Here is a 20,650-nt window from a genome sequence, read left to right as displayed (position 1 = left end):
ATTCTGATTGTCCATGGCGATCACAACCGCCGGGTCAGTGTGTTGATATCAAGACTAATCCCATCGAGGTGCTGCACCGGTACGGCTTGGGAGGACTAGCGTTAAAAACATGCAGTTCTATGGAGCGGTTCCCCGCCACGATTTGACCTATTCCGACGTCTTCCTGGTGCCCAGCCAGTCTGCGATCAGCAGTCGGCTCGACGTGTCCCTCGCGCCGGGAGACGGCACCGCGGCCACGATCCCGATCGTCTCGGCCAATATGAACTCGGTGACCGGTCCCCGCCTGGCGGCATCTCTCGCCCGGCGTGGCGGCCTCGGCGTGTTGCCGCAGGACATGCACCTGCAGGACCTGGATGCGGCCATCCGCTGGGTGAAGTCGCAGCCCGTGCAGTACGACACCCCGTTCGTGTTCGCCCCCGACGCCACCGTGGCCGACGCGCTGCGCCAGGTCCCGCCGGTCACCGGTCAGGGCCTGGTCATCCACGACGGTGACGATACCTACCTGGGCTGCATCGACGCGGCCAGGCTCGCCTCGGCGTTACCGGACGCCCGCCTGGGCGATCTGCTGCACGGCCCGCTCACCTCCCTCGACGCCGAAGACATCGACGGGCCGCGCAGCGCTTTCGACGTGATGACGGCCGCCGACCTCGACTTCGCGCCGGTGTTGCTGCGCGGCAAGCTGATCGGCACGCTCAGCCGCAAGAGCGCCCTGCGCTCCACGCTGTACCAGCCGGCCGTCGATGCGTCCGGCCGGCTCCTCGTCGCCGCCGCCGTCGGGATCAACGGCGACGTCGCCGCCAAGGCCCGCGCGCTCGCCGCCGCCGGCGTCGACGTGCTGGTGCTCGACACCGCGCACGGCCACCAGGCCGGCATGATCCGCGCGCTGCGCACGGTTTCGGAGCTCAAGCTCGGCATCCCCATCGTGGCCGGCAATGTGGTCACCGCCGACGCCGTCGAGCACCTCGTCGGCGCCGGGGCGAACATCATCAAGGTGGGCGTCGGGCCCGGCGCCATGTGCACCACCCGGATGATGACGGCCGTGGGTCGCCCGCAGTTCTCCGCCGTGATCGAGACCGCCGAAGCCGCCGGCAAGCTCGGCGCACACGTCTGGGCGGATGGCGGGGTGCGCTACCCGCGCGACGTGGCGCTCGCGCTCGCCGCCGGGGCCGCGTCGGTGATGATCGGGTCCTGGTTCGCGGGCACCATCGAAGCGCCGGGCACCCTGGACACCGACGCATCCGGCGCCCTCTACAAGGAGAGCTGGGGCATGGCATCGACCAAGGCCGTGCAGCAGCGCTTCGACAGGCTCGACGCCTACGAACTGGCCCGCAAAACCCTGTTCGCCGAGGGCATCTCGTCCTCGAAGATCTACCTGGACCCGTTGCGTCCCTCGCTCGAAGACCTGCTCGACATGATCACCTCCGGGGTGCGCAGCTCGTTCACCTACGCGGGGGCGGCCAGCGTGGCCGAATTCCACGACCGGGCGAAGGTCGGAATCCAGTCCGCAGCCGGCTACGAAGAGGGCAAGGCGCTCGTGGTTTCCTGGTAACGCAGGCGTGCTACCGCACAGGCAGCCCCGGTATAGTTGACCCTCTAATGGACGACCCCCCTTCTGCGAATTCACCCGACCATAAACCCTCGCCCGTGACCCGCGGCGGTGCTGCCCGTGTATGAGTGGATCATGCTCGGGATCGGCCTGATCCTGACCCTGGGCACGGGCCTGTTCGTGGCCAGCGAATTCGCGCTGGTCAACCTCGACCGATCCGACCTCGAGGCGCGCCGCGACCGCGGGGAAACCCGCCTGGCGATGACCATCGCCGCGCTCAAGATCACCTCGACGCACCTCTCCAGCGCCCAGCTGGGTATCACCCTGACGACCCTGCTCACCGGGTATGCGCTGGAGCCCGCGATCAGTTCCCTGCTCGCGGGACCGCTGGGCCTGGTCGGCATCCCCGAGCCCGCGGTGCCGGTGGTGGGATCGGCCGTCGCCATCGTGCTCGCGACCCTGGTCTCGATGATCGTCGGTGAGCTCGTGCCCAAGAACTTCGCCCTGGCGCTGCCGATCCAGACCGCCAAGGTCGTCATCCCGTTCCAGACCGTGTTCACCACGGTGTTCAAGCCCGCGGTCACCGTGCTGAATGAAAGCGCCAACGGCCTCCTCCGGATGGTCGGCATCGAACCCAAGGAAGAGATCTCCGGGGCCCGCACTGCCGAGGAACTCTCCTCGCTCGTGCGCCGGTCCGCCAGCGCCGGCCTGCTCGAGGCCGACACGGCGACCCTGCTGCACCGCACCCTGCTGTTCTCCGGGCACACCGCATCCGACGTGATGACCCCCCGCCCCCGGCTCGCCAGCATTCAGCGCAACGCCAGCGCGCAGGCCGTCATCGACCTCACCAGGCAGACCGGCTACTCCCGCTTCCCCGTCATCGACGAGAGCGCCGACGACGTCGTCGGAATCGTCCACGTCAAGCAGGCCGTGGCCGTACCGCGCAAACGACGCTCGGACGTGCCGGTGTCGGCCCTGCAGTCCGAAGCACTGCGCGTGCCGGAGACTATGAAGCTCGACGGGTTACTCGGCGAGCTGCGGGGCCGCGGCTTCCAGATGGCCGTCGTCGTCGACGAATATGGCGGAACCGCCGGCGTCGTCACCCTGGAGGACCTGGTGGAGGAACTCGTCGGCGAGGTCGCCGACGAGCACGACCGCACCAGGGCCGGCATCGTGCGCTCGCAGGGCTCCCTGACCTTCCCCGGCATGTTGCGGCCGGACGAGCTGCACGAGCGGGCCGGCCTGACCGTGCCAGAGGACGGCCCATACGAGACCGTCGCCGGCTACGTGATGAGCGAACTCGGCCGGCTGCCCGTCGTCGGCGACCTCGTGCGCATCGCCACCGGTGAACTGCGGGTGGAACGGCTCGACGGCCGTCGCATCGACCGCTTGCGCTACACCCCTGACCCTGTCGAACCCGGCGCGCCCGCGACCGGCGCCGTGCGCACCATCCAGAAGGCACCAGTGACCACTTCATCACAGACCAAGCGGGTGAGCGGCCGATGAACGACTGGGCCGGACTCGGCTGGCTGTTCGTGCTGCTGCTCGGCAACGCGTTCTTCGTCGCCGCCGAATTCGCCGTGATCTCAGCGCGCCGCTCCCAGATCGAACCCCTCGCGGAGGCCGGCAAGCGCAGCGCCAAGACCGCGCTGTGGGCCATGGAGCATGCCACGCTGATGCTGGCGACCTCCCAGCTGGGCATCACGGTGTGCTCGCTGCTGATCCTGAACGTGTCGGAGCCGGCGATCCACCACCTGCTGGAGATCCCGCTGAAGCTCACCGGGCTCCCCGAAGAGGCCATCGGCACCATCGCGTTCATCATGGCGCTGCTCATAGTGTCGTACCTGCACGTCGTCTTCGGCGAGATGGTTCCCAAGAACCTCTCATTCTCGATCCCCGACCAGGCCGTCCTGATCCTGGCCCCGCCGCTGGTGTTCTTCGGCCGCCTCGTCAAGCCCGTCATCGTGGCCCTGAACTCCACCGCCAACGGCGTGCTGCGCCTGTTCGGTGTTGCACCCAAGAACGAGGCTACGAGCACTTACACCCTCGACGAGGTGGCAACCATCGTCACGCAGTCCACCAGGGAGGGCGTGCTCAGCGACGACTCCGGCGCGCTGTCAGCGGCGTTCGAGTTCACCACCAAGACGGCCAAGGACATCGCCGTGCCTCTGGACCAGCTGGTCACCCTGCCGGAATCGGCCACCCCCGCCGACGTGGAGAAGGCCGTCACCCGGCACGGATTCTCGCGCTACGTGCTCGACTACGAATCCGGCGAGCCCAGCGGTTACATTCACCTCAAGGACGTGCTCGGCCTGGACGTCGACCCGGTCGACCCCGTCGACACCGGCAGGACCGGCTACACCGACCCGATCCCGGCCAAGCTGATCCGCCAACTGGTGTCGATCTTCGAGGACACCGACCTCGAGGATGCCCTGGCCACCATGCGCCGCTCCGGCGCACACCTGGCCCGCACCTTCACCGTCACCGGTGACGCCACCGGAGTGCTGTTCCTGGAGGACATCATCGAGGAGCTCGTCGGCGAAGTGCAGGACGCCACCCGCCGGCTCTAGGTCAGGCCGTTGCCAGCGCCGGCAACGCCGCGAGGATGCTCGTGATGACGCCCTCATCCAGGTTCGACGGAGCCTGGTGCCTGGCCCGCGCGCGGATGCTCGGGTGGCCGTTGGCGACGGCATAGGAGTGCCCGGCGGCGTCGAGCATCTCGGCGTCGTTCAGGTAATCGCCGAAGGCCATGGTCTGCTCCCGGCTGATGCCCAGGTGCTGCTGCAGACGGATGAGCGCCGTGCCCTTGTTGGCTCCCGGCCGCATGATGTCGACCCAGTTGGCGCCGGAGACGACAACATCGGCGGCCAGGTCGAGGGCGCGAACGGCCGGTCCGGTGCGGGTCTCGGCGCGGCCGGCGTCGAAGATCGCCAGTTTGAGCACGTCATCGTCCGCGGCGGCCACCGTGACATCGGCGACCGTTGCCAGGGCCGCGTAGTACGGACGCACCTGCGCGACGAAAGCCTCATCGGTCCGTTCGATGTACGCGGACCTGGCCCCGCACACCACGATGCCCAGGTCGGCGCCGGCGGCGGCCTGGGCCCGCACCCACTCGACGACCGGGGCGATGATCGATCCGACGACGGGTTCGATGGCGATGCTGACGCCGTCCCGCACAATGTTGGTGCCGTTCTCGGCGATGTAGACCAGCCCGTCCCGGTCGCCGAAGACGGCCTGCAGCGTCTGGTACTGACGCCCGCTTGCCGGGGAGAACAGGATCCCGGCCGCCAGGATGCTCTCCAGCAGCGGCCAGAAGCGCTCGGGGACCGCTCCGTCGGCGTCGAGCAGGGTGCCGTCCATGTCGCTGGCGATCAGGCGGATGTCGGTCGGCCGGCTGGTGGCGGTCTCACTCGGGTGGGTCATTCGGTCCAGCCTAGTTCTTCTCGCCCGGCGACGACCGGGCCCCCTCGTGGGCCTGGGGCACCCGGCGTACCCTGACAGGCATAGCTGGAAAGCGAGGACACACTCATGTTGAGTCAACTGGAAACCGTGGCGGTCCTGCCCGCCAGGGACATCAAGCGGGCCCGGTCCTTTTACACCGACAAGCTCGGCCTGGAGCCCACCGACGTCCGCGAGGGCGAGATGCGCTTCCGCACCCCCTCCGGCGGGTCGGTGCTGGTGTACGAAACCGAGAACGCGGGCACGGCCAAGAACACGGCCCTGATCTGGATGGCCGACGACGTCGACGCCGAGGTCGCCCGGCTGAGGGAGGCGGGGGTGGTGTTCGAGGAGTACGACCTGCCCGGCCTGAAAACCGAGAACGGCATTGCCACCACCGACCAGGAACGTGCCGCCTGGTTCAAGGACTCGGAGGGCAACATCCTCTGCGTCGCCCAGGAGGTATAGGTCGCTAGACCGCCGGCCAGGCTGCCCTGGCGTACTGGCCGGGCCAGTAGTCCAGTGGCACGCCCAGCTCGGCGGCGGCGCGGAGGGCGAAGTGCGGGTCGCGAAGGAACTCGCGGCCGAGCATGACGGCATCCGCCGCGCCGGAGGCAACGATGTCGTTAGCGTGTGCGGCTGTCGTGATGAGCCCGACGGCGTTGACCGGTACGGCGGCAGTGGCCTTGACGAATTGCGCCAGGGGAACCTGGTACCCGGGAGTCAGGGGAATCTGCACGCCGGTGACGTTGCCGCCGGAGGACACGTCGAAGAAGTCGGCCCCGGCCTGGGCGGCCCACCCGGCGACGACGGCGGTCTCCTCCACACTCCAACCGTCGACTGTGTAGTCGGTGGCGGAGAACCGCACCAGTAGCGGAATACTCTCGCCGACCTCGGCCCGGACGGCCTTCACCACGCGCAGGAGCAGGCGGGCCCGGTTCTCCAGTGAGCCGCCGAACTCGTCGGTGCGCTGATTGCTCAGCGGGGACAGGAACTGGTGCAAGAGGTAGCCGTGGGCGGCGTGCAGTTCCAGGACGTCGAAGCCGGCGACGATGGCGCGTCGAGCGGCCGTGACGAAGTCGGCGACGACGGTATCGATGCCCGCGTGGTCGAGTGCCATCGGTGCCGCGTAGCCGGGGAAGGCGATGGCGGAGGGCCCCAGCGTCGGCCAGCCGCCCTGGTCGGCGGGCACGCTGCCGTGCAGGCTGGTGCCCCAGGCCGGCCAGGTGGACGCCTTCCGGCCGGCGTGGGCGAGCTGGATGCCGGCGGTGGCGCCCTGCCCGTGCAGATAGTCGACGATGTGCGCCCAGGCGGACGCCTGGGTGTCGTTCCAGATCCCGGTGTCCCGGTCGGTGATGCGGCCCTCCGGGCTGACGGCGGTGGCCTCGGTGACGATCAGCCCGGCGCCGCCCGCGGCCATCGAGCCCAGGTGCACCAGGTGCCAGTCGGTCGGCACGCCGTCCCGCTCGATGACGGAGTACTGGCACATCGGCGCGACCCAGAGCCGGTTGCGAATGACAACCTCGCGCAGGCTGATCGGGTCGAACAGGGAGACCGCCGCGGCGGAATCGGCTGCGGCGGGGGCGAGGACGGTGCTGATATCGGACACCGAAACAACCTATCGTGAGTGCATGGCGAAACCTCGACGATGGCTGGAATGGGAGGCCGCCCAGGCCCGCGACTGGATCGCGGTGCCGCAGGCGACCGATGACAAGTACAGCCGCGGCGTGCTGGGCGTGCGCACGGGTTCCACCGAGTACCCGGGCGCGGCGGTGCTCGGTGTGGAAGCCGCGAGCCGCACCGGGGTGGGCATGCTGCGCTACCTCGGTCCCCGCCGGGTCGGGACCCTCGTGATGCAGCGCCGTCCGGAGGTGGTGACGGTCGACGGCCGGGTGCAGGCCTGGCTGCTCGGCTCGGGCATGGACGCCGGCAGCCGCAGCCCGGAGACCACCAAACAGCTGCAGAAGGCGCTCCGTCAGGGTCTGCCGACGGTGCTCGACGCCGGCGCGCTCGATTTGGTCGGTGCCGGCACCGGCCCCCGGCTGATCACCCCGCACTACCGGGAACTGGCCGCTCTGCTGGGCCGGTCCGGCGAGAATGTCACCGTCGACGACATCGCCGGTGAGCCGGGGGAGTGGGCGATCCGCGCCGCCGTCCTGCTCGATGTCACGGTGCTGGTGAAGGGCAGCGTCACCCACCTGGCCTCACCGTCCGGTATCCGCCTGACGGTATCCGGCGCCCCCGCCTGGCTGGCGACGGCCGGTTCCGGTGACGTGCTGGCCGGCATCCTCGGTGCCCTGCTGGCCACGAACAGCGGGCGTATCCAGGCGGATGCCGACGCGCTCGCCGCGCTCGCCGCCACGGCCGCATTCGTGCACGCGGCGGCGGCGCACCGGGCGTCCGGCGGTGGCCCGATCGTGGCGCTCGACGTGGCCCTGGCCGTTCCGGCGACGATCGCGGCGCTGCTGGCCTGACCCGGCGGCGCCGGGGGAGTGTGCCGCAGCGGAGTGTGCCACAGTGGAGCGTGCCTGAATTCCTGCGCCGCCCCGCCCTGCTGTGGTGCGGCTTCGCGATCGTGCACGCGGTGCTCATCATTCTGAACCTCAGCGGCATCGGCTGGCCACTCGGCGACGTGGAACGGGTGTACCTGGGTTGGGCCGAGGCCACGACATCCGGCGCCGTCAGCCTGGGCATCAACACCGACTTCGTCTACCCGATCCTGGCCCTCGCCCCGATTCTCGCATCGCTGGTCTTCGGCGCCGGGCCGTACGCGCTCACCTGGCTCGGCCTGGTGACCGTGCTCAACGGGGTCGCCTTCGCCGCGCTCACCGGTCGCCGGCCGGGTCCGGCGGCAGCCCTGGCCGCCTGGTGGTGGCTGCTGTTCCTGCTGCTGCTGGGCCCCATCGCGTTGGCCAGGATCGACTCCGTGACCGTACCGCTGGCGATTCTGGGCCTGCTCTGGCTGCGCAGCCGGCCGTTCTGGGGAGCGGTGCTCCTGACCGTCGCCACCTGGGTCAAGGTCTGGCCGGTCGCGGCGATCATCGCGCTGGTGGTGGCCTCGAGGCGGCGCTGGCAGGTGCTGGCCGCCTTCGCCGGCACCTCCGCCCTGATCATCGGAGCGGCCCTCGCCGCCGGCAGCGGGGTCACGATCCTCAGCTTCGTGACCGAGCAGACCAACCGGGGGATCCAGATCGAGGCGCCGGTGGCGTCCTGGTGGTTGTGGCAGTCGGCCCTGGGCATCCCCGGCGCCGTCGTGTACTACGACCAGCAGATCCTGACCTACCAGGTGATCGGTGCGGGCACCGACCTCGCGGCGGCGGTGCTGACCCCGCTTTTGGCACTCTGCGTCGGCGTGGTGCTGCTATTGGGCTGGCGCGCCCAACGCGCCGGTGCATCGGCCGATCTGCTGTTCCCGCCGCTGCTGCTGGCCCTGGTGCTCACCCTGATCGCGGTCAACAAGGTGGGCTCGCCGCAGTTCATCACCTGGCTGGCCGCCCCGCTGATCCTCGGCCTGGTCTCCTCCTGGCGAGCCTGGCGGGGCCCGGCGCTCACGGCCCTGGCGATGGCGGCGCTCACCCAGATCGTCTACCCGTACTTCTACAACGACCTGCTGGCCACCACCCCGGCCATGGTGCTGATCCTGTCGGTGCGCAACCTCCTGGAGCTGGTGCTGCTGGGCTGGATGCTCGTTCGCATCTGGCGGCTCGGCGCCGCCTCCGCAACACTGTCAGAGAGCACCGCCGCCAGTCCCGGTGCCACAACGCATCGCCCGATCCTCAAGGAGTAGTCATGCTCGTCGCATTCTCGGTCGCCCCCTCCGGCGGCCCCACCGATTCGGTGCACGATGCCGTCGCCGCTGCGGTGAAAGTCGTCCGCGAATCGGGCCTGCCCAACCACACCGATTCGATGTTCACCACCATCGAAGGCGATTGGGACGAGGTCTTCGCCGTCGTCAAGGCGGCGACGGATGCCGTCGGCGCGTTCGGCTCCCGGGTGTCGCTGGTGCTCAAGGCCGACATCCGCCCCGGCTATTCCGGCGAGCTCACCGCCAAGCTGGACCGCCTCGAGGCGGCTATGGATGAGGCCGGCGGAGCATCCTGACACCGGCCTGGCGCCGCCGCGTCACCGTCCAGACACGACCGCCCCGTAGTCTGGATTGATGCCCTCACTCTCTGACGGGTCGACGCGCCTGTCGCCGACGCGCGTTCGCCTCGCCCTCCTGGCTCTCGCCCTCGGCGGCTTCGCGATCGGCGCCACCGAGTTCGTCGCCATGGGACTGCTGCCCAATCTGGCCGCCGACCTGCTGCCCGGCCTCTACGCGTCGTCGCCTGATGCCGCCAACGCCCAGGTCGGCTGGCTCATCTCCGCATACGCTCTCGGTGTCGTCGTCGGGGCGCCCACGATCGCCGCGGCCGCGGCCCGGTGGCCACGCAAACAGCTGCTGCTCGTTCTGCTGGCCTGCTTCACCCTGGCCACCATCGCTTCCGCGCTGCTGCCGACCTTCGGCCTGGTGCTGGTGGCCCGGTTCGTCGCCGCCCTGCCGCACGGCGCCTATTTCGGCATCGCGTCGCTGGTCGCCGCCGAGCTGATGGGCCCGGGCAAGCGGGCACGCGGTGTCGCGATCGTGCTCTCCGGCCTCACCATCGCCAACGTCATCGGCGTGCCCTCGATCACCTGGCTCGGCCAGGTTGCGGGCTGGCGGGTCGCCTACATAGCCGTGGCCGCCCTCTTCGCGGTGACCTTCGTCGCCGTGATCGTGGCCGTGCCGTTCCAGGCCGGGAACCCCGGCGCCACCATGCGCAACGAGCTGCGCGCCTTCGGGCGCCTGCAGGTCTGGTTCGCGCTCCTGATCGGCGCCGTCGGGTTCGGCGGTCTGTTCGCTGTCTACACCTACGTGGCCCCGCTGGTGATCGAGGTCACCGGGCTGCCTGCTCTCGCGGTGCCGCTGGTGCTCGTCGTGGTGGGCCTGGGAATGACCGTGGGCAACTTCGCCGGCGGCGTGTTCGCCGACCGCAGTGTGCGGCGCAGCATGTACGCCTTCTTCGCCATCATGCTCGCGGCCCTGCTGCTGCTTGCCTTCTCCGCGCAGCACCTGGCCGGGCTGCTGACCGGGGTGTTCCTGGTCGGCGCGTCGGCGGCGGCGCTGTCGCCGACCATCCAGACCCGGCTGATGGATGTCGCACACGACAGCCAGTCGATCGCCGCGGCCCTCAACCACTCGGCGCTCAACCTCGGCAACGCGCTCGGCGCGTTTCTGGGCGGCATCGTCATCGCGGGCGGGCTGGGCTATCTCGCCCCGATCTGGGTCGGGTTCGGCCTGAGCGTGGTGGGGTTGGCGCTGGCCGTTGTCACCTTCGCGATCGACAGGGTCCGTCGCAAGCGGGGTCAGCACGTACCGTACGGCACCGCACTGATCACGGTGGTCGGCACGGACTGAGCGCCGCGCCGACCCGGCCGGTGGCGTTCTAGTCGGACTGCAGCAGGATGCCGTCGTGGATGGCGCGCTTCCGTAGGGCCACCTTGGTTCCGACATCAAAACCGGCAAGACGGTACTTCTCGCGGATCCGCTTGAGGTACGACTTCGCCGTCTCCTCGGAGATGCCCAGCTGGTGGGCGACGGCCTTGACCGGCTCACCGGCTCCGTACAACGCCATCACCCGGCGTTCCTGGGCGCTCAGCCGCGGCGAGCTGCCGGCGGCTCCGGCGTGCAGGGCGAGGTCGAGTTCGGCGGAGATGTAGGACTCGCCGACGTTCGCGGCGTGGATGGCTTCAACGATGGTGCTGGCCTCCTCGGTCTTGACGAGGTAGCCGAGAGCGCCGGCGGCGAGGGCCTCGCGCACGAGAGCCGGCTCGGAGTAGGTGCTCATCAGCACGGTCTTCACCCCGGCCGTCTTGAGGGTGGAGATCTTCAGCGAGACCGGGATGTTGTCCTTGAGGTCCAGGTCGAGCAACACCACATCGACCGGGAACTCCGGGTGGGTGAGAAGCTCGGGCCAGGTGGTCACGGCGGCCACCATGTTGATGTCGTCCGCGGCGCCTCTGATCCACTCCGTCAGCGCTCCCAGGAGCATCCGGTGGTCGTCGACCAGGGCCAACCGGATGGGATTGTCGATGAGCGTCGCTGCTGTGTTCGTCACTGCTACCTCCTGTTGCATTTTTCCCTGTCGGAGCATCCCGGGCCAACCGGCCCGGTCACGCGTCCGCAGGATTGTCAATACTGCATTCGATGTCGACGTGGAGATGTCCACTGCGCACCGAATCGATATGAGGGCCCACTACTCGGATAGCTTGCCATGTCTCCGGGTCCACCCGTCGACGAGGCACCCCCTCGATGATCATTTTGATCGGAAACCGAAGCATTTCACCGATAATATGGCCGTTGGTACGGCCAAAAGGTCCGAAAACCAGCGAAACCGTCGGTTCGGCACCGTCGGTGTCGCTGATCAGGAGCCAGATGGCCAGCAACAGCGCATCGCGCTGAGCCGGCGAGAGCTGACCGGCCAACCCTGACGGGTCATCGAGATTGACGGCGGGGCCGAGGAACTCGGATTCGGTGAGGGCGTGGTGCAGCCAGGTCTCCCGGCGGCCCTCGATGAGGTGCAGTCGCAACTGGGTGGCGAGCATCGCCGCCGCCGCCGATTTCGCCGAACTGAGCGGCAGGGCGGTGCGTCCGGTGGCGACGTCGTCGAGCAGGGTTTCGGCGTCGAGGTCGATGCGGGCCAGCTCCTCGGATGCGAGCATGCCCACGGCGGAGGACGGCTGGCTGATGGTGCTCTGCACCAGCACCAGGTCCAACTCACGCTGCACGATGCGGCGGAAACCGCGCACGACCGACGCCCCGATCAGCGGCGGGAACACGCACAGGCCGATGGTCAGGATGGCCGGCGCCATCAGCTCGGGGTCGTAGCGTGCCGCGGTGACCGAGCCCGCCGCGATCACGGCGCCGAGGACCAGCGTCGCGGCAACGATCTCCCGTCCGCGCCGCACCGAGACCAGCATGGCAAGCAGGGCGCCGACAGCGGCGGCGGCGGTGGGATAGGTGCCCGCGGCGGTGCCCTGACCGTACCCGGCCAGGTCGAGCCCGACGACGACCTCGCCCAGGGCAAGCACGGCGAGGAACAACCAGGTCGGCATCCGGTCGGGCAGCCTGTTGACGAGGATCAGCGTCACGACGGCCGCGAGCAGCAGAACGATCCAGGCCGCCAGGGTCGGCAACGGGTTCGGATATCGCTCCCACTGGCTCGCGAACCGCCACAGCAGGAACACGGCGAAGAACCCGCTGCTCAGGGAGATGCCGAAGCCGAGGTGGCGGCTACCGAGCCCGGTGCGGTTGGCCAGGGTGGTTTGAACGGTGCGCTGCGGCCGGCGAAAGGTGCGGCGTCGCTCGTCGCGTTGGTCGTCGAGCAACTGCTTGTGCGCTCGGGCCGACGAGCTGCCGGAGTGCGGCGGTGCCGGGGTCGCCGCCGATGTCACTTGGGCACCTCGAGCACGACGGTGGTGCCAGAGCCCGGGGAGGAGAACAGGCGTGCGCTGCCGCCGACGTCGCGAAGGCGGGCCACGACGGACTCGGCGAACCCGAGCCGTTCGGTGCCGACGGCGCTGAGGTCGAACCCCCGACCGGCATCCGTCACCATGGCGCGCACCGTCGTGTCGTCGTCGGAGATCGTGACGTCGGCCCTGGTGACGCCGGAGTGCCTGCGCACGTTTTCGAGGCACTCGCCGAGGGCGAGAAGGAACGAGTCGAGAACGTCGCTGGGCAGCAGCACCTGGCCGCTGCCGTGCCAGTCGACCTCGAGTCCCATCCGGCCGAAACGCTGCTTCACCGACTCGAGGGTGCTGCCGAGCATCGACGTGTTGGACGGTTCCAGCGTGTAGACCCCGGAACGGCTGGGGGTGGGCAGCGCGCCCAGACGTAACTGGCGGAGCAGACGGGCGTCATCGCCGGATTGTTGTCGCAGAGCGGCGGGGCTGACGCCCACACCCGAATGCGCCAGGAGGGTGAGGGTGGCCAGCACGGTGTCGTGGAGCAACCTGGCGCCCTGCCGGCGTTGCGCTTCGAGTTCGCTGGCATGACGTTCGGCCTGGTGGGCGCGCCCGATCGCGGCGACCCGCTGCAGCACCCGGGGCACGCTCTGCGCAATCCACCAGCCGCCCAGGGACAGGGCGGCCCAGCCGCACACGGTCAGGACCAGGGGCAGCACCGACCCGCCAGACGAGATGGTGACGAACGCCACCCCGGCCACGGTCATGCCGAACGACCCGAACAGGATGAGCTGGCGTCCGGGGCCGACGACGAGCACCGGCGCGACACAGCTGGCCGCGCCGGCAGCCAGGGTGGCGATCAGGGCCTCCTCGACGGGGTTGAGACCGACATCAACCCTGGCGGCCAGCCCGACGACGAGGATGACGGCGTTGCTCAGCAGCACGATGCACACCGCCCAACGGAGTGCGCCGCTCTGACCGAGGACGTATTGGCACCCGACCATCAACAGGATCAGGGACCCGGCGAACAGGACCACGGGCATATCGAGCCCGCCCGGCACGGCCAGGTAGGCCAGCGACGTCACCGAAGCGGTCAGCCCGGTTATCCGGGCGGTCCGACGAAGGACGCGATCACGCTCTCTGGCAATACGTGGCATGGCTGCAGTACTCCTCATGAGTGCCCTATCCGTCACCTTATCGGCCCCGGTGGCGGATTTACGGCTGTTGACGTGGACTTTCTTTCCGGCGCAGAAGCAGGTGCAGAACCACGCCGCTGACCAGGGCCATGGCCACCGCCATGAACATCCCGGCGAGAACCCCGATGAGCAGGATGAGCGCGCCGGGCTGGCCCGGCTGCCACAGCGGTGTGGCCACGGCGAAGAACACGGCCAGGCCGGCGCCCCAGGCGGCGGCGCTGCCGAGTATCCACCAGCCGGCACCCCTGAGGTGCCGACGGAGCTCGAACCACTGGGCGAAGCCGAGAGCGCACAGCAGCACAGTGGCGAGCAGGATTCCGGCGGTGAATTGGGCTGCTGCCGGCCAGCGCTGCCAGACCTCGGCCCACTCGGCGGGCAACAGCCCGATGAACCAGGCCGCGGCGCCGGCGATGGCCGTGGCGCCGACCCAGCGGCGGCGGTTCAGTGCCGGCACCCGGCTGCGGAGCACGGTCGCCTGCGTCCAGCCGAGCACGGTGCCTTCGGCGGCGCCGGCGAAGATCAACGCCGGCGCCAGCACGGATGAACCGGCGAAGGTCAGCTGGGCCAGGGCCGGGACGAGGAACCCGACGCTTTCGCCGAGGCTGACCCACAGCAGCCAATTGCGTAGGAACCTGTCGGCACGATCGGGACCGCTGCGGGGCCGGGGGCCGGGGAGCGGCCTATCGACCGTCATGGGAAGCGACGGGGGCGGCCGGTGCGGGTGGTCCAGCCACGGCGGAGCCTGGATCGAGCGGGCCCTGATCGAGCCGGAACGGCGGGTACTCGTCGCGCATCAGCGCGGCATAGACGATCACCCTGTACAGCCAGCGGTTCAGTCCGATGACCAGATCGAAAATCCCGCGCCGGTAGCGTCCGCTGAAGAGCAGGATCACGGCGCCGATGAGGACCAGGATGCCCAGCAGCGAGAAACCGGTGCTGGTGGCGGTGGTCCAGCCGTTGTTGCCGCTCGCGGTCCAGCCCCAGCTGCCGCCGGTGAGGATCGCCACGATGAACAGGTGGGGAATCACCAGGAGCCACCACTTGACCAGGACCAGTCCGTGCGAGAGCCGGGCCGGATAGTCCACCTCGAGGTCGGCCGGATAGTCGGTGGCGGCGAGGGTGAACGGCGGGTACCTGTCGGTGCCGAGCGCGGAGTACGAGTAGAAACTCACCCGCCAGTTCCAGCGCAGCACGCCGACGCTGTAGTTGAAGATCGCCCGCGGGTAACGTCCGGTGAACAGGATGGCGAACCCGGCCACGATCGTGCCGATCCAGAGCCCGAACCAGAGGAAGAACAGCACGATGACGTGCGGGATGACCAGGATCCACTTGACCAGCCACAGCGCCCGCGAGACGTCGGGGTCGAGCCATCCGTTCAGTCGTGCGGGATAGTCGGCGCCCGGCCTGTCGGGGTCGGCGCCGGGCTGGCCGGTCGCACCGCCCGGTGCTGGCGTGGCGCCGCTGCGGCTGGAGGGCGCCGGACCGTTGCGGCCCAGGCCGATCACACCGAGGATCACCAGGATCAGCCCGATCACCAGGGTGATGATGCCGACCAGCAGCAGGGTGATCGCCGCGGGCGCCAGGAGACCTGAGCGCACACCGGCACTGACCTGCACGGCGACCGGGCTGCTGCCGTCGGCATTCATCACCACGACGGCCCAGGCCCCGGGCTGCACCGGCCAGGTGATCTCCTGGCTGCCGGGCCCGACTGCGCTGACGGTCCAGAAGTCCTGTTCGGCGGGCGGTTCGGGCCGGTCTGAGCCGGGAATGTCTGCGTACCGCGCGCGGAGCGGCGTGGATTCGATGCCGCGCACTTCGGTGTGTGCCACGTTCGCCAAGTAGCTGTCGACGTCGGCCTGCGGCGCGATGCCGAGAAACACCGGGTCGTCGTTGGCTCCCGTCGCCACCAACCGGATCCTGGCGATGTCCAGGTTCAGCGGCGGGGTCGTTCCCGTGGTCGTGACGGGACCGAGCGGAGGACTCGTCAGTGCGTAGGAGTTGGTGACGAGGGGCACCGTGCGGGTGGAGAAGTAGCCGTTTTCACCCTGCACGCCGGCGGCGACGGCGGCAACGGTGCCGGTGGCGGTCAGTCCGAAGCCGATCAGGGTCAGGATCGTGCCGATCAGCAACATGATGAGCGGGCCGGGTTTCATGGCGCCAGAGTTCTCCCGAACGCACTGCGTGTCAACCCTTCCGCGGTTCAGCCGAGCAGCCACCGGAGCTGGTCGCCGATGGCCTGGTCCTCGATGAGAAATCCGTCGTGACCGTAGCCGGACTCGATCACCACGGGGTCGCCGCCGCTCCCCAGTCCGGCCGCGATGACACGCTGGCCGTCCAGGGGGAAGAGCCTGTCGCTGTCGATGCCGACGACGAGGGTGCGGGCCGTGATGCGGGCCAGTGCGGCGTCGACGCCGCCCCGGCCACGTCCGATGTCGTGGGAGTTCATCGCCTCGACCAGGGTGATGTAGCTGTTCGCGTCGAACCGCCGGGTGAACTTGTTGCCGTGGAAGTCGAGGTAGGACTCCACGGCGAACCGGCCGTGCCCGCCCAGCGGGGTGATGTCGCTCTGCCAGCTGCGCTCGAACCGGGAGTTGAGTTCCGACGGGCTGCGGTAATTGAGCAGCGCCATCCGCCTGGCCAGGGCGAGGCCGCGGCTCGGGCCATCGCCGGGCTCGGCGTCGTAGTAATCGCCCGCACGAAAGAGCGGGTCGGTGCGGATGGCCTCGATCTGCACCGAATTGAGGGCGATCTGGTCGGCCGTCGTGACCGGCGGGGCGGCCAGGATGCCCAGCCGGGCCACCCGGCCGGAGTGTTCGATGCCCCATTCCAGCACGTGCATGCCGCCCATGGAACCGCCGACGATCCCGGCCCAGCGTTCGACGCCGATCCGGTCGCTGAAGGCCACCTGCGCCGCCACCTGATCGCGGATGCTCAGATACGGGAACCGGGGGCCCCACTCGGAGCCGTCCGGCGCGAGGGACGCCGGGCCGGTGCTGCCCTGGCAGCCGCCGAGCATGTTCGGCGCCACCACGAACCACCGGTCGGTGTCGATCGCGAGGCCCCGGCCGACGATGCCGCTCCACCAGCCGGCGGTCGGATGCCCGGCCGCCGGCGGGCCGACGACGTGGCTGTCCCCGGTGAGAGCGTGCAGCACCAGAACTGCGTTGTCGCCGGCCGGATTCAGCTCGCCCCAGCTCTCGTAGGCGATCCGCACGCCGGCCAGGTGCCCACCCGCCTCGAGGTCGAGGGCGCCGATGTCCACGAACCGACGGCCGCCCACAGGGTCACCGTCACGCCAGGCGCCCGTGACGGGCGGCTTACCCAGCAGGGAGCGCGCCTGCGCGTCGGTGACCAGGCTGGACGGGACGGTGTCCGCGGAGTATTGCCATTCCATACGGCTCCATTGTGGCCATGTTCGGCCGTGGCCGCCGATTGTTACGTCATGCGGGCGGGTGAACGTCGGCGAGCTCTACGCGTTCGCGCGGGACGCCGCGACCACGGCGCGGGCGGCGGCCAGGCCGGCCTCGAGGTCGGCCTGCAGGTCGATGACGTTCTCGATGCCCAGTGACAGGCGCACCAGGCCCGGCGTGACGCCCGCGGTGAGCTGCTGCTCCGGGGTGAGCTGGGCGTGCGTGGTCGACGCCGGGTGGATCACCAGCGAGCGCACATCACCGATGTTGGCCAGGTGGCTGAACAGGCTGAGGTTGTCCACCAGCGCGCGCCCGGCATCCACCCCGCCCTTGAGCTCGAACGACAGCACCGCGCCAACGCCCAGCGGGGCGTACTTGTTGGCGGCCGCGTACCAGGGGCTGGACGGCAGTCCCGCGTAGTTGACCGACGCGATGTCGGGGTGGCTCTCGAGGAACTCCGCGATGGTCTGCGCGTTGGACACGTGCCGTTCGATGCGGAGGCTCAGCGTCTCGATGCCCTGGATGAGCTGCCAGGCGCTCGCCGGGGCGATGGCGCTGCCGAGGTCGCGCAGCAACTGCACGCGGGCCTTGATGATGAACGCGAGGGCGTCGCCGACCGCGGTGGTGTAGCTGGCGCCGTGGTACGACGGGTCCGGTTCGGTCAGGCCGGGGAACTTCTCGACGTTGGCCGACCACTCGAACAGGCCGCCGTCGACGACGACGCCGCCGATGATGGTGCCGTGGCCGCCGAGGAACTTGGTGGCCGAGTGCACGATGATGTCGGCGCCGTGTTCGAACGGGCGGATCAGGTACGGCGTCGCGATGGTGTTGTCGACGATGAGCGGCACCCCGTTGGTGTGCGCCACCTCGGCGACCAGCGCGATGTCGAGCACGTTGATCTTGGGGTTGCCGATGGTCTCGGCGAAGAACAGCTTGGTATTGGGCCGCACCGCTCTGGCCCACTCCGCGGCGTCGTCCTGGTCTTCGACGAAGGTGGTCTCGATGCCGAGCTTGGCGAGGGTGTACTTGAAGAGGTTGTATGTGCCGCCGTAGATCGAGCTGGACGACACGATGTGGTCGCCGGCCTGGGCGATGTTGAGCACAGCGAAGGTCGACGCTGCCTGGCCGGAGGCCACCAGCAGGGCGCCGGTGCCGCCTTCGAGGGCGGCGACCCGTTCCTCGACCACGGCCTGAGTCGGGTTCTGGATGCGGGTGTAGATGTTGCCGAACTCTGCCAGCGCGAACAGGTTCTGGGCGTGTTCGGCGTTGTTGAAGACGTAGGAGGTGGTCTGGTAGATCGGCGTGGCCCGCGCGTTGGTCACCGGGTCTGGGCGGGCCCCGGAGTGGACCTGCTTGGTTTCGAACTTCCAGTCTGCGGAATCGCTCATGGGTCGGTCTCCCTGTTCGTGGTCGGGCCGGCAAGCCCGAGGAATCTACAGCGGCGGAACCAGACGCTCCGTTGCTCTGCTGCAACCATAGGCAGGGCTATGCCGCGCGACAACGGTTCGCGAAACACTACGTCATCTGCTGCCGGGCCCGTGCGGCAGCACGATGGTGCCCGTGTGGGTGGACGGCTCCTGCCTGAACAGCCAGCGCAGTCGCGGTTCCACCAGCGGCCGGAAAACGCGCCTCACGACGGGCAACGACAGCACCACCGAGATCAGGATGGCCAGCAGGATCACGGCCGGCAGCACCCAGGGCTGCTGCGGACCGTCGAGCACCCCGGTTTCCCGCAGCGGGTAGAGCAGGAAGGTGTGCAGCAGGTAGATGTACATGGTCGCGGCGCCCAGCGGTGTGAACCAGGTCGCCCGGCGCGGCATCAGCATGAGGAAGGCCAGGATGAACAGGAACGACGCCATCATCAGGCCCAGCCGGATGACCCCGGCCCAGAACTGGTCGTAGCCGAACTGCCAGTACGCCTCGTCGTACAGGGTGAAGCTCCGCAGCCGCAGGTCCCGCACGCCGATGATATTGACGGTGACGGCCAGGGCGAGGGCGCCGAAGAGGGCGATCGCGCCGGAACGCCAGCGCCAGACCGCGGCCGGGCGCAGGTGCATCCACCGGGCGGTGAGCGGCCACTGGCGCAGTTTCCAGCCGAACACGAAGAACGGCAGCAGCCCCAGCGTGCGTGACAACGAGAAGGTGCTGTCGATGTCACCGACGTAGCCGGCGCCCACCGAGATGGCGATGCTGATCAGCAGCGGATACCGCATCAGAACCAGGTAGGGCAGCGCCACCCGCCAGATGGCCAGGGCGATCAGGAACCAGAGGGTCCAGGACGGGGTGGAGTAGTCCACCTTGAGGGTGCCGCTGAGCGCCCACTCCACCAGCGTCCAGATGCTTTCGAAGATCAGGTACGGGAAGACGACGTCGGTGATCAGCCGGTGCATCTGGCGGGGGCCCGGCGGTCCTGACTTGGCGAAGTAGCCGCTGACGGCCACGAAAACCGGCACGTGGAACGCGTAGATGAACAGGTAGACGCCGTAGGCGGTGTCGGATTCGCCGATCAGCTTGAGTATCGCGTGACCGATCACCATCAGGGTGATGGCGATCCAGCGGGCGTTGTCCCACAGCGGTACGCGGCGCTTCGGCTTGTGCGGGCCGGCGTGGTGCGGGGTCTCTGTCGGCGAACTCATCGGGTCTATTCTCCGGGCAGAATGGGGCAATGGGCAAAAAAAGAGTCGTGGTCACTGGTGCGAGTTCGGGAATCGGAGCGGCGACGGTGCGCCTGTTCCGGGAGCACGACTGGGATGTGGTGGGCGTGGCCCGCCGGGCCGACAGGCTCGAGACGCTGGCCCAGGAGACCGGCGCGGCGGTGTTCGCCGCCGACCTCACCGTGCAGGCCGACGTCGACTCGTTGCGGGACTACCTCGCCGCCTCCGGCCCGGTGAACGCTCTGGTCAACAACGCCGGCGGCGCCAAGGGGCTCGACTCCGTCGAGGCCGGGTCGATCGACGACTGGGCCTGGATGTACGAGATCAACGTGCTCGCGCTGAAACGGGTCACCACCGCCCTGCTGCCGCTGCTGCGCGCCTCGATCGCCGCCGCAACGGATGCCGCGGCCGCCGGCGCTGCCGCGTCCGCCGACATCGTCAACATCACCTCGACCGCCGGGCACACGGCGTACATCGGCGGCGGCGGCTACAACGCCGCCAAGTTCGCCGCGCACGCCCTGACCGAGGTGCTGCGCTTGGAGCTCAGCGGCGAACCGATCCGGGTGATCGAGATCGCGCCCGGCATGGTGCAGACCGACGAATTCGGTCTGGTGCGCTTCGGCGGCGACCCCGAGAAGGCGGCCGCCGCCTACACCAACGTGGTGCACCCGCTCGTGGCCGACGACGTCGCCGCCACCATCCTGGCCGCCGTCGAACTGCCCGCGCACGTGAACCTGGACCTCGTCGTGGTCAAACCCGTCGCCCAGGCCTCCACCACCTTGGTCGCCCGCGGCCCGCTGCTGCCCCGCGTCTAAACCCACACCCGCCCCCAACTGTTGCCCGAACGGACAATTGCGCCCGGCGTACCGGGCGCAATTGTCCGCATCGGCCACAGTCGCGGCCTCGGGAATGGGAGCGGGAGCG

The 20,650-nt window shown here is 69.3% G+C and carries 19 protein-coding genes; 9 read left to right on the top strand and 10 right to left on the bottom strand.

Features of this window, described 5'->3' with window-relative positions:
• The first annotated feature begins 109 nt into the window (after window positions 1–109).
• From guaB1 to C3B61_RS11965, 3 genes are all read left to right on the top strand, one after another.
• Window positions 110–1,549: a GMP reductase gene (gene guaB1 / locus C3B61_RS11975; RefSeq protein ID WP_088455339.1), complete on the top strand. Its 1,440-nt coding sequence runs from the start codon at window positions 110–112 to the stop codon at window positions 1,547–1,549.
• A gap of 132 nt (window positions 1,550–1,681) precedes the next feature.
• Window positions 1,682–3,052, top strand: a complete 1,371-nt coding sequence (locus tag C3B61_RS11970; protein WP_103460856.1) for a hemolysin family protein — start codon at window positions 1,682–1,684, stop codon at window positions 3,050–3,052.
• A complete protein-coding gene (locus tag C3B61_RS11965) occupies window positions 3,049–4,116 on the top strand; it encodes a hemolysin family protein (protein WP_103430718.1) in 1,068 nt (355 codons plus the stop codon). The genes C3B61_RS11970 and C3B61_RS11965 overlap by 4 nt, the downstream gene beginning before the upstream one ends.
• 1 nt (window position 4,117) lies before the next feature.
• Here the strand turns inward: C3B61_RS11965 and C3B61_RS11960 are convergent, their stop codons facing one another.
• Window positions 4,118–4,969: a Cof-type HAD-IIB family hydrolase gene (locus tag C3B61_RS11960; RefSeq protein ID WP_103460854.1), complete on the bottom strand. Its 852-nt coding sequence runs from the start codon at window positions 4,967–4,969 to the stop codon at window positions 4,118–4,120.
• A gap of 105 nt (window positions 4,970–5,074) precedes the next feature.
• Here C3B61_RS11960 and C3B61_RS11955 point away from each other — a divergent pair, with 105 nt between their 5' ends.
• The gene (locus C3B61_RS11955) at window positions 5,075–5,452 is read left to right on the top strand and encodes a VOC family protein (protein ID WP_088455342.1); all 378 of its coding nucleotides are present in this window, start codon (window positions 5,075–5,077) and stop codon (window positions 5,450–5,452) included.
• A 4-nt stretch (window positions 5,453–5,456) separates the two neighbouring features.
• Here C3B61_RS11955 and C3B61_RS11950 read toward each other — a convergent pair whose 3' ends face one another.
• Window positions 5,457–6,593: an NADH:flavin oxidoreductase/NADH oxidase gene (locus tag C3B61_RS11950; RefSeq protein ID WP_244285919.1), complete on the bottom strand. Its 1,137-nt coding sequence runs from the start codon at window positions 6,591–6,593 to the stop codon at window positions 5,457–5,459.
• A gap of 22 nt (window positions 6,594–6,615) precedes the next feature.
• Between C3B61_RS11950 and C3B61_RS11945 the strand changes: the two genes are divergently transcribed.
• From C3B61_RS11945 to C3B61_RS11930, 4 genes are read left to right on the top strand one after another with little or no spacing between them, the layout of a single operon-like run.
• Window positions 6,616–7,458, top strand: a complete 843-nt coding sequence (locus tag C3B61_RS11945) for an ADP-dependent NAD(P)H-hydrate dehydratase (protein WP_103460851.1) — start codon at window positions 6,616–6,618, stop codon at window positions 7,456–7,458.
• Between the two features lie 50 nt (window positions 7,459–7,508).
• Window positions 7,509–8,771, top strand: coding sequence for a glycosyltransferase 87 family protein (locus C3B61_RS11940; RefSeq protein WP_103460849.1), 1,263 nt, complete (start codon window positions 7,509–7,511; stop codon window positions 8,769–8,771).
• Between the two features lie 2 nt (window positions 8,772–8,773).
• Entirely contained in the window at window positions 8,774–9,085 is a 312-nt protein-coding gene (locus C3B61_RS11935) for a thiamine-binding protein (protein ID WP_088455345.1), read from the top strand.
• A 58-nt stretch (window positions 9,086–9,143) separates the two neighbouring features.
• Window positions 9,144–10,421 carry an MFS transporter gene (locus C3B61_RS11930; protein ID WP_088455346.1) on the top strand — a complete coding sequence of 426 codons (1,278 nt, stop codon included), beginning with the start codon at window positions 9,144–9,146 and terminating at the stop codon, window positions 10,419–10,421.
• Between the two features lie 28 nt (window positions 10,422–10,449).
• Here C3B61_RS11930 and C3B61_RS11925 read toward each other — a convergent pair whose 3' ends face one another.
• From C3B61_RS11925 to C3B61_RS11890, 8 genes are all read right to left on the bottom strand, one after another.
• Window positions 10,450–11,121, bottom strand: a complete 672-nt coding sequence (locus C3B61_RS11925; protein ID WP_255416771.1) for a response regulator transcription factor — start codon at window positions 11,119–11,121, stop codon at window positions 10,450–10,452.
• A gap of 55 nt (window positions 11,122–11,176) precedes the next feature.
• Window positions 11,177–12,457 carry a hypothetical protein gene (locus C3B61_RS11920; protein ID WP_103460847.1) on the bottom strand — a complete coding sequence of 427 codons (1,281 nt, stop codon included), beginning with the start codon at window positions 12,455–12,457 and terminating at the stop codon, window positions 11,177–11,179.
• Window positions 12,454–13,623 (bottom strand): sensor histidine kinase, encoded by a 1,170-nt coding sequence (locus C3B61_RS11915; protein ID WP_103460844.1) that lies wholly within the window; start codon window positions 13,621–13,623, stop codon window positions 12,454–12,456. The genes C3B61_RS11920 and C3B61_RS11915 overlap by 4 nt, the downstream gene beginning before the upstream one ends.
• A 58-nt stretch (window positions 13,624–13,681) precedes the next feature.
• A complete protein-coding gene (locus C3B61_RS11910; protein ID WP_198418758.1) occupies window positions 13,682–14,356 on the bottom strand; it encodes a hypothetical protein in 675 nt (224 codons plus the stop codon).
• Complete coding sequence (locus C3B61_RS11905) at window positions 14,343–15,815, bottom strand: DUF4389 domain-containing protein (protein ID WP_103460841.1); 1,473 nt, start codon at window positions 15,813–15,815, stop codon at window positions 14,343–14,345. Before C3B61_RS11905 ends, C3B61_RS11910 begins: the two co-directional genes overlap by 14 nt.
• A gap of 47 nt (window positions 15,816–15,862) precedes the next feature.
• On the bottom strand, window positions 15,863–17,056 hold the full coding sequence (gene metX, locus C3B61_RS11900; protein ID WP_103460838.1) for a homoserine O-acetyltransferase MetX: 1,194 nt from the start codon (window positions 17,054–17,056) through the stop codon (window positions 15,863–15,865).
• A 75-nt stretch (window positions 17,057–17,131) separates the two neighbouring features.
• Complete coding sequence (locus C3B61_RS11895) at window positions 17,132–18,460, bottom strand: bifunctional o-acetylhomoserine/o-acetylserine sulfhydrylase (protein WP_103430729.1); 1,329 nt, start codon at window positions 18,458–18,460, stop codon at window positions 17,132–17,134.
• Between the two features lie 132 nt (window positions 18,461–18,592).
• Complete coding sequence (locus C3B61_RS11890) at window positions 18,593–19,708, bottom strand: acyltransferase family protein (protein ID WP_088457879.1); 1,116 nt, start codon at window positions 19,706–19,708, stop codon at window positions 18,593–18,595.
• Between the two features lie 29 nt (window positions 19,709–19,737).
• Here C3B61_RS11890 and C3B61_RS11885 point away from each other — a divergent pair, with 29 nt between their 5' ends.
• Window positions 19,738–20,541, top strand: a complete 804-nt coding sequence (locus C3B61_RS11885) for an SDR family NAD(P)-dependent oxidoreductase (protein WP_103460835.1) — start codon at window positions 19,738–19,740, stop codon at window positions 20,539–20,541.
• The last annotated feature ends 109 nt before the right edge of the window (window positions 20,542–20,650 follow it).

This window comes from Cryobacterium zongtaii (genome assembly GCF_002909375.1).
Classification (GTDB): domain Bacteria; phylum Actinomycetota; class Actinomycetes; order Actinomycetales; family Microbacteriaceae; genus Cryobacterium; species Cryobacterium zongtaii.
This window is presented reverse-complemented; position numbering and strand designations above follow the sequence as displayed.

Excerpts from the sequence above, each read along its gene's own strand:
- C3B61_RS11945 (WP_103460851.1), top strand. The coding sequence starts at position 6,616 with ATGGCGAAACCTCGACGATGGCTGGAATGGGAGGCCGCCCAGGCCCGC.
- guaB1 (WP_088455339.1), top strand. The coding sequence starts at position 110 with ATGCAGTTCTATGGAGCGGTTCCCCGCCACGATTTGACCTATTCCGAC.
- C3B61_RS11915 (WP_103460844.1), bottom strand. The coding sequence starts at position 13,623 with ATGCCACGTATTGCCAGAGAGCGTGATCGCGTCCTTCGTCGGACCGCC.
- C3B61_RS11905 (WP_103460841.1), bottom strand. The coding sequence starts at position 15,815 with ATGAAACCCGGCCCGCTCATCATGTTGCTGATCGGCACGATCCTGACC.
- C3B61_RS11935 (WP_088455345.1), top strand. The coding sequence starts at position 8,774 with ATGCTCGTCGCATTCTCGGTCGCCCCCTCCGGCGGCCCCACCGATTCG.
- C3B61_RS11955 (WP_088455342.1), top strand. The coding sequence starts at position 5,075 with ATGTTGAGTCAACTGGAAACCGTGGCGGTCCTGCCCGCCAGGGACATC.
- C3B61_RS11960 (WP_103460854.1), bottom strand. The coding sequence starts at position 4,969 with ATGACCCACCCGAGTGAGACCGCCACCAGCCGGCCGACCGACATCCGC.
- C3B61_RS11910 (WP_198418758.1), bottom strand. The coding sequence starts at position 14,356 with ATGACGGTCGATAGGCCGCTCCCCGGCCCCCGGCCCCGCAGCGGTCCC.
- C3B61_RS11890 (WP_088457879.1), bottom strand. The coding sequence starts at position 19,708 with ATGAGTTCGCCGACAGAGACCCCGCACCACGCCGGCCCGCACAAGCCG.
- C3B61_RS11965 (WP_103430718.1), top strand. The coding sequence starts at position 3,049 with ATGAACGACTGGGCCGGACTCGGCTGGCTGTTCGTGCTGCTGCTCGGC.
- C3B61_RS11895 (WP_103430729.1), bottom strand. The coding sequence starts at position 18,460 with ATGAGCGATTCCGCAGACTGGAAGTTCGAAACCAAGCAGGTCCACTCC.
- C3B61_RS11970 (WP_103460856.1), top strand. The coding sequence starts at position 1,682 with ATGCTCGGGATCGGCCTGATCCTGACCCTGGGCACGGGCCTGTTCGTG.
- C3B61_RS11885 (WP_103460835.1), top strand. The coding sequence starts at position 19,738 with ATGGGCAAAAAAAGAGTCGTGGTCACTGGTGCGAGTTCGGGAATCGGA.
- C3B61_RS11930 (WP_088455346.1), top strand. The coding sequence starts at position 9,144 with ATGCCCTCACTCTCTGACGGGTCGACGCGCCTGTCGCCGACGCGCGTT.
- metX (WP_103460838.1), bottom strand. The coding sequence starts at position 17,056 with ATGGAATGGCAATACTCCGCGGACACCGTCCCGTCCAGCCTGGTCACC.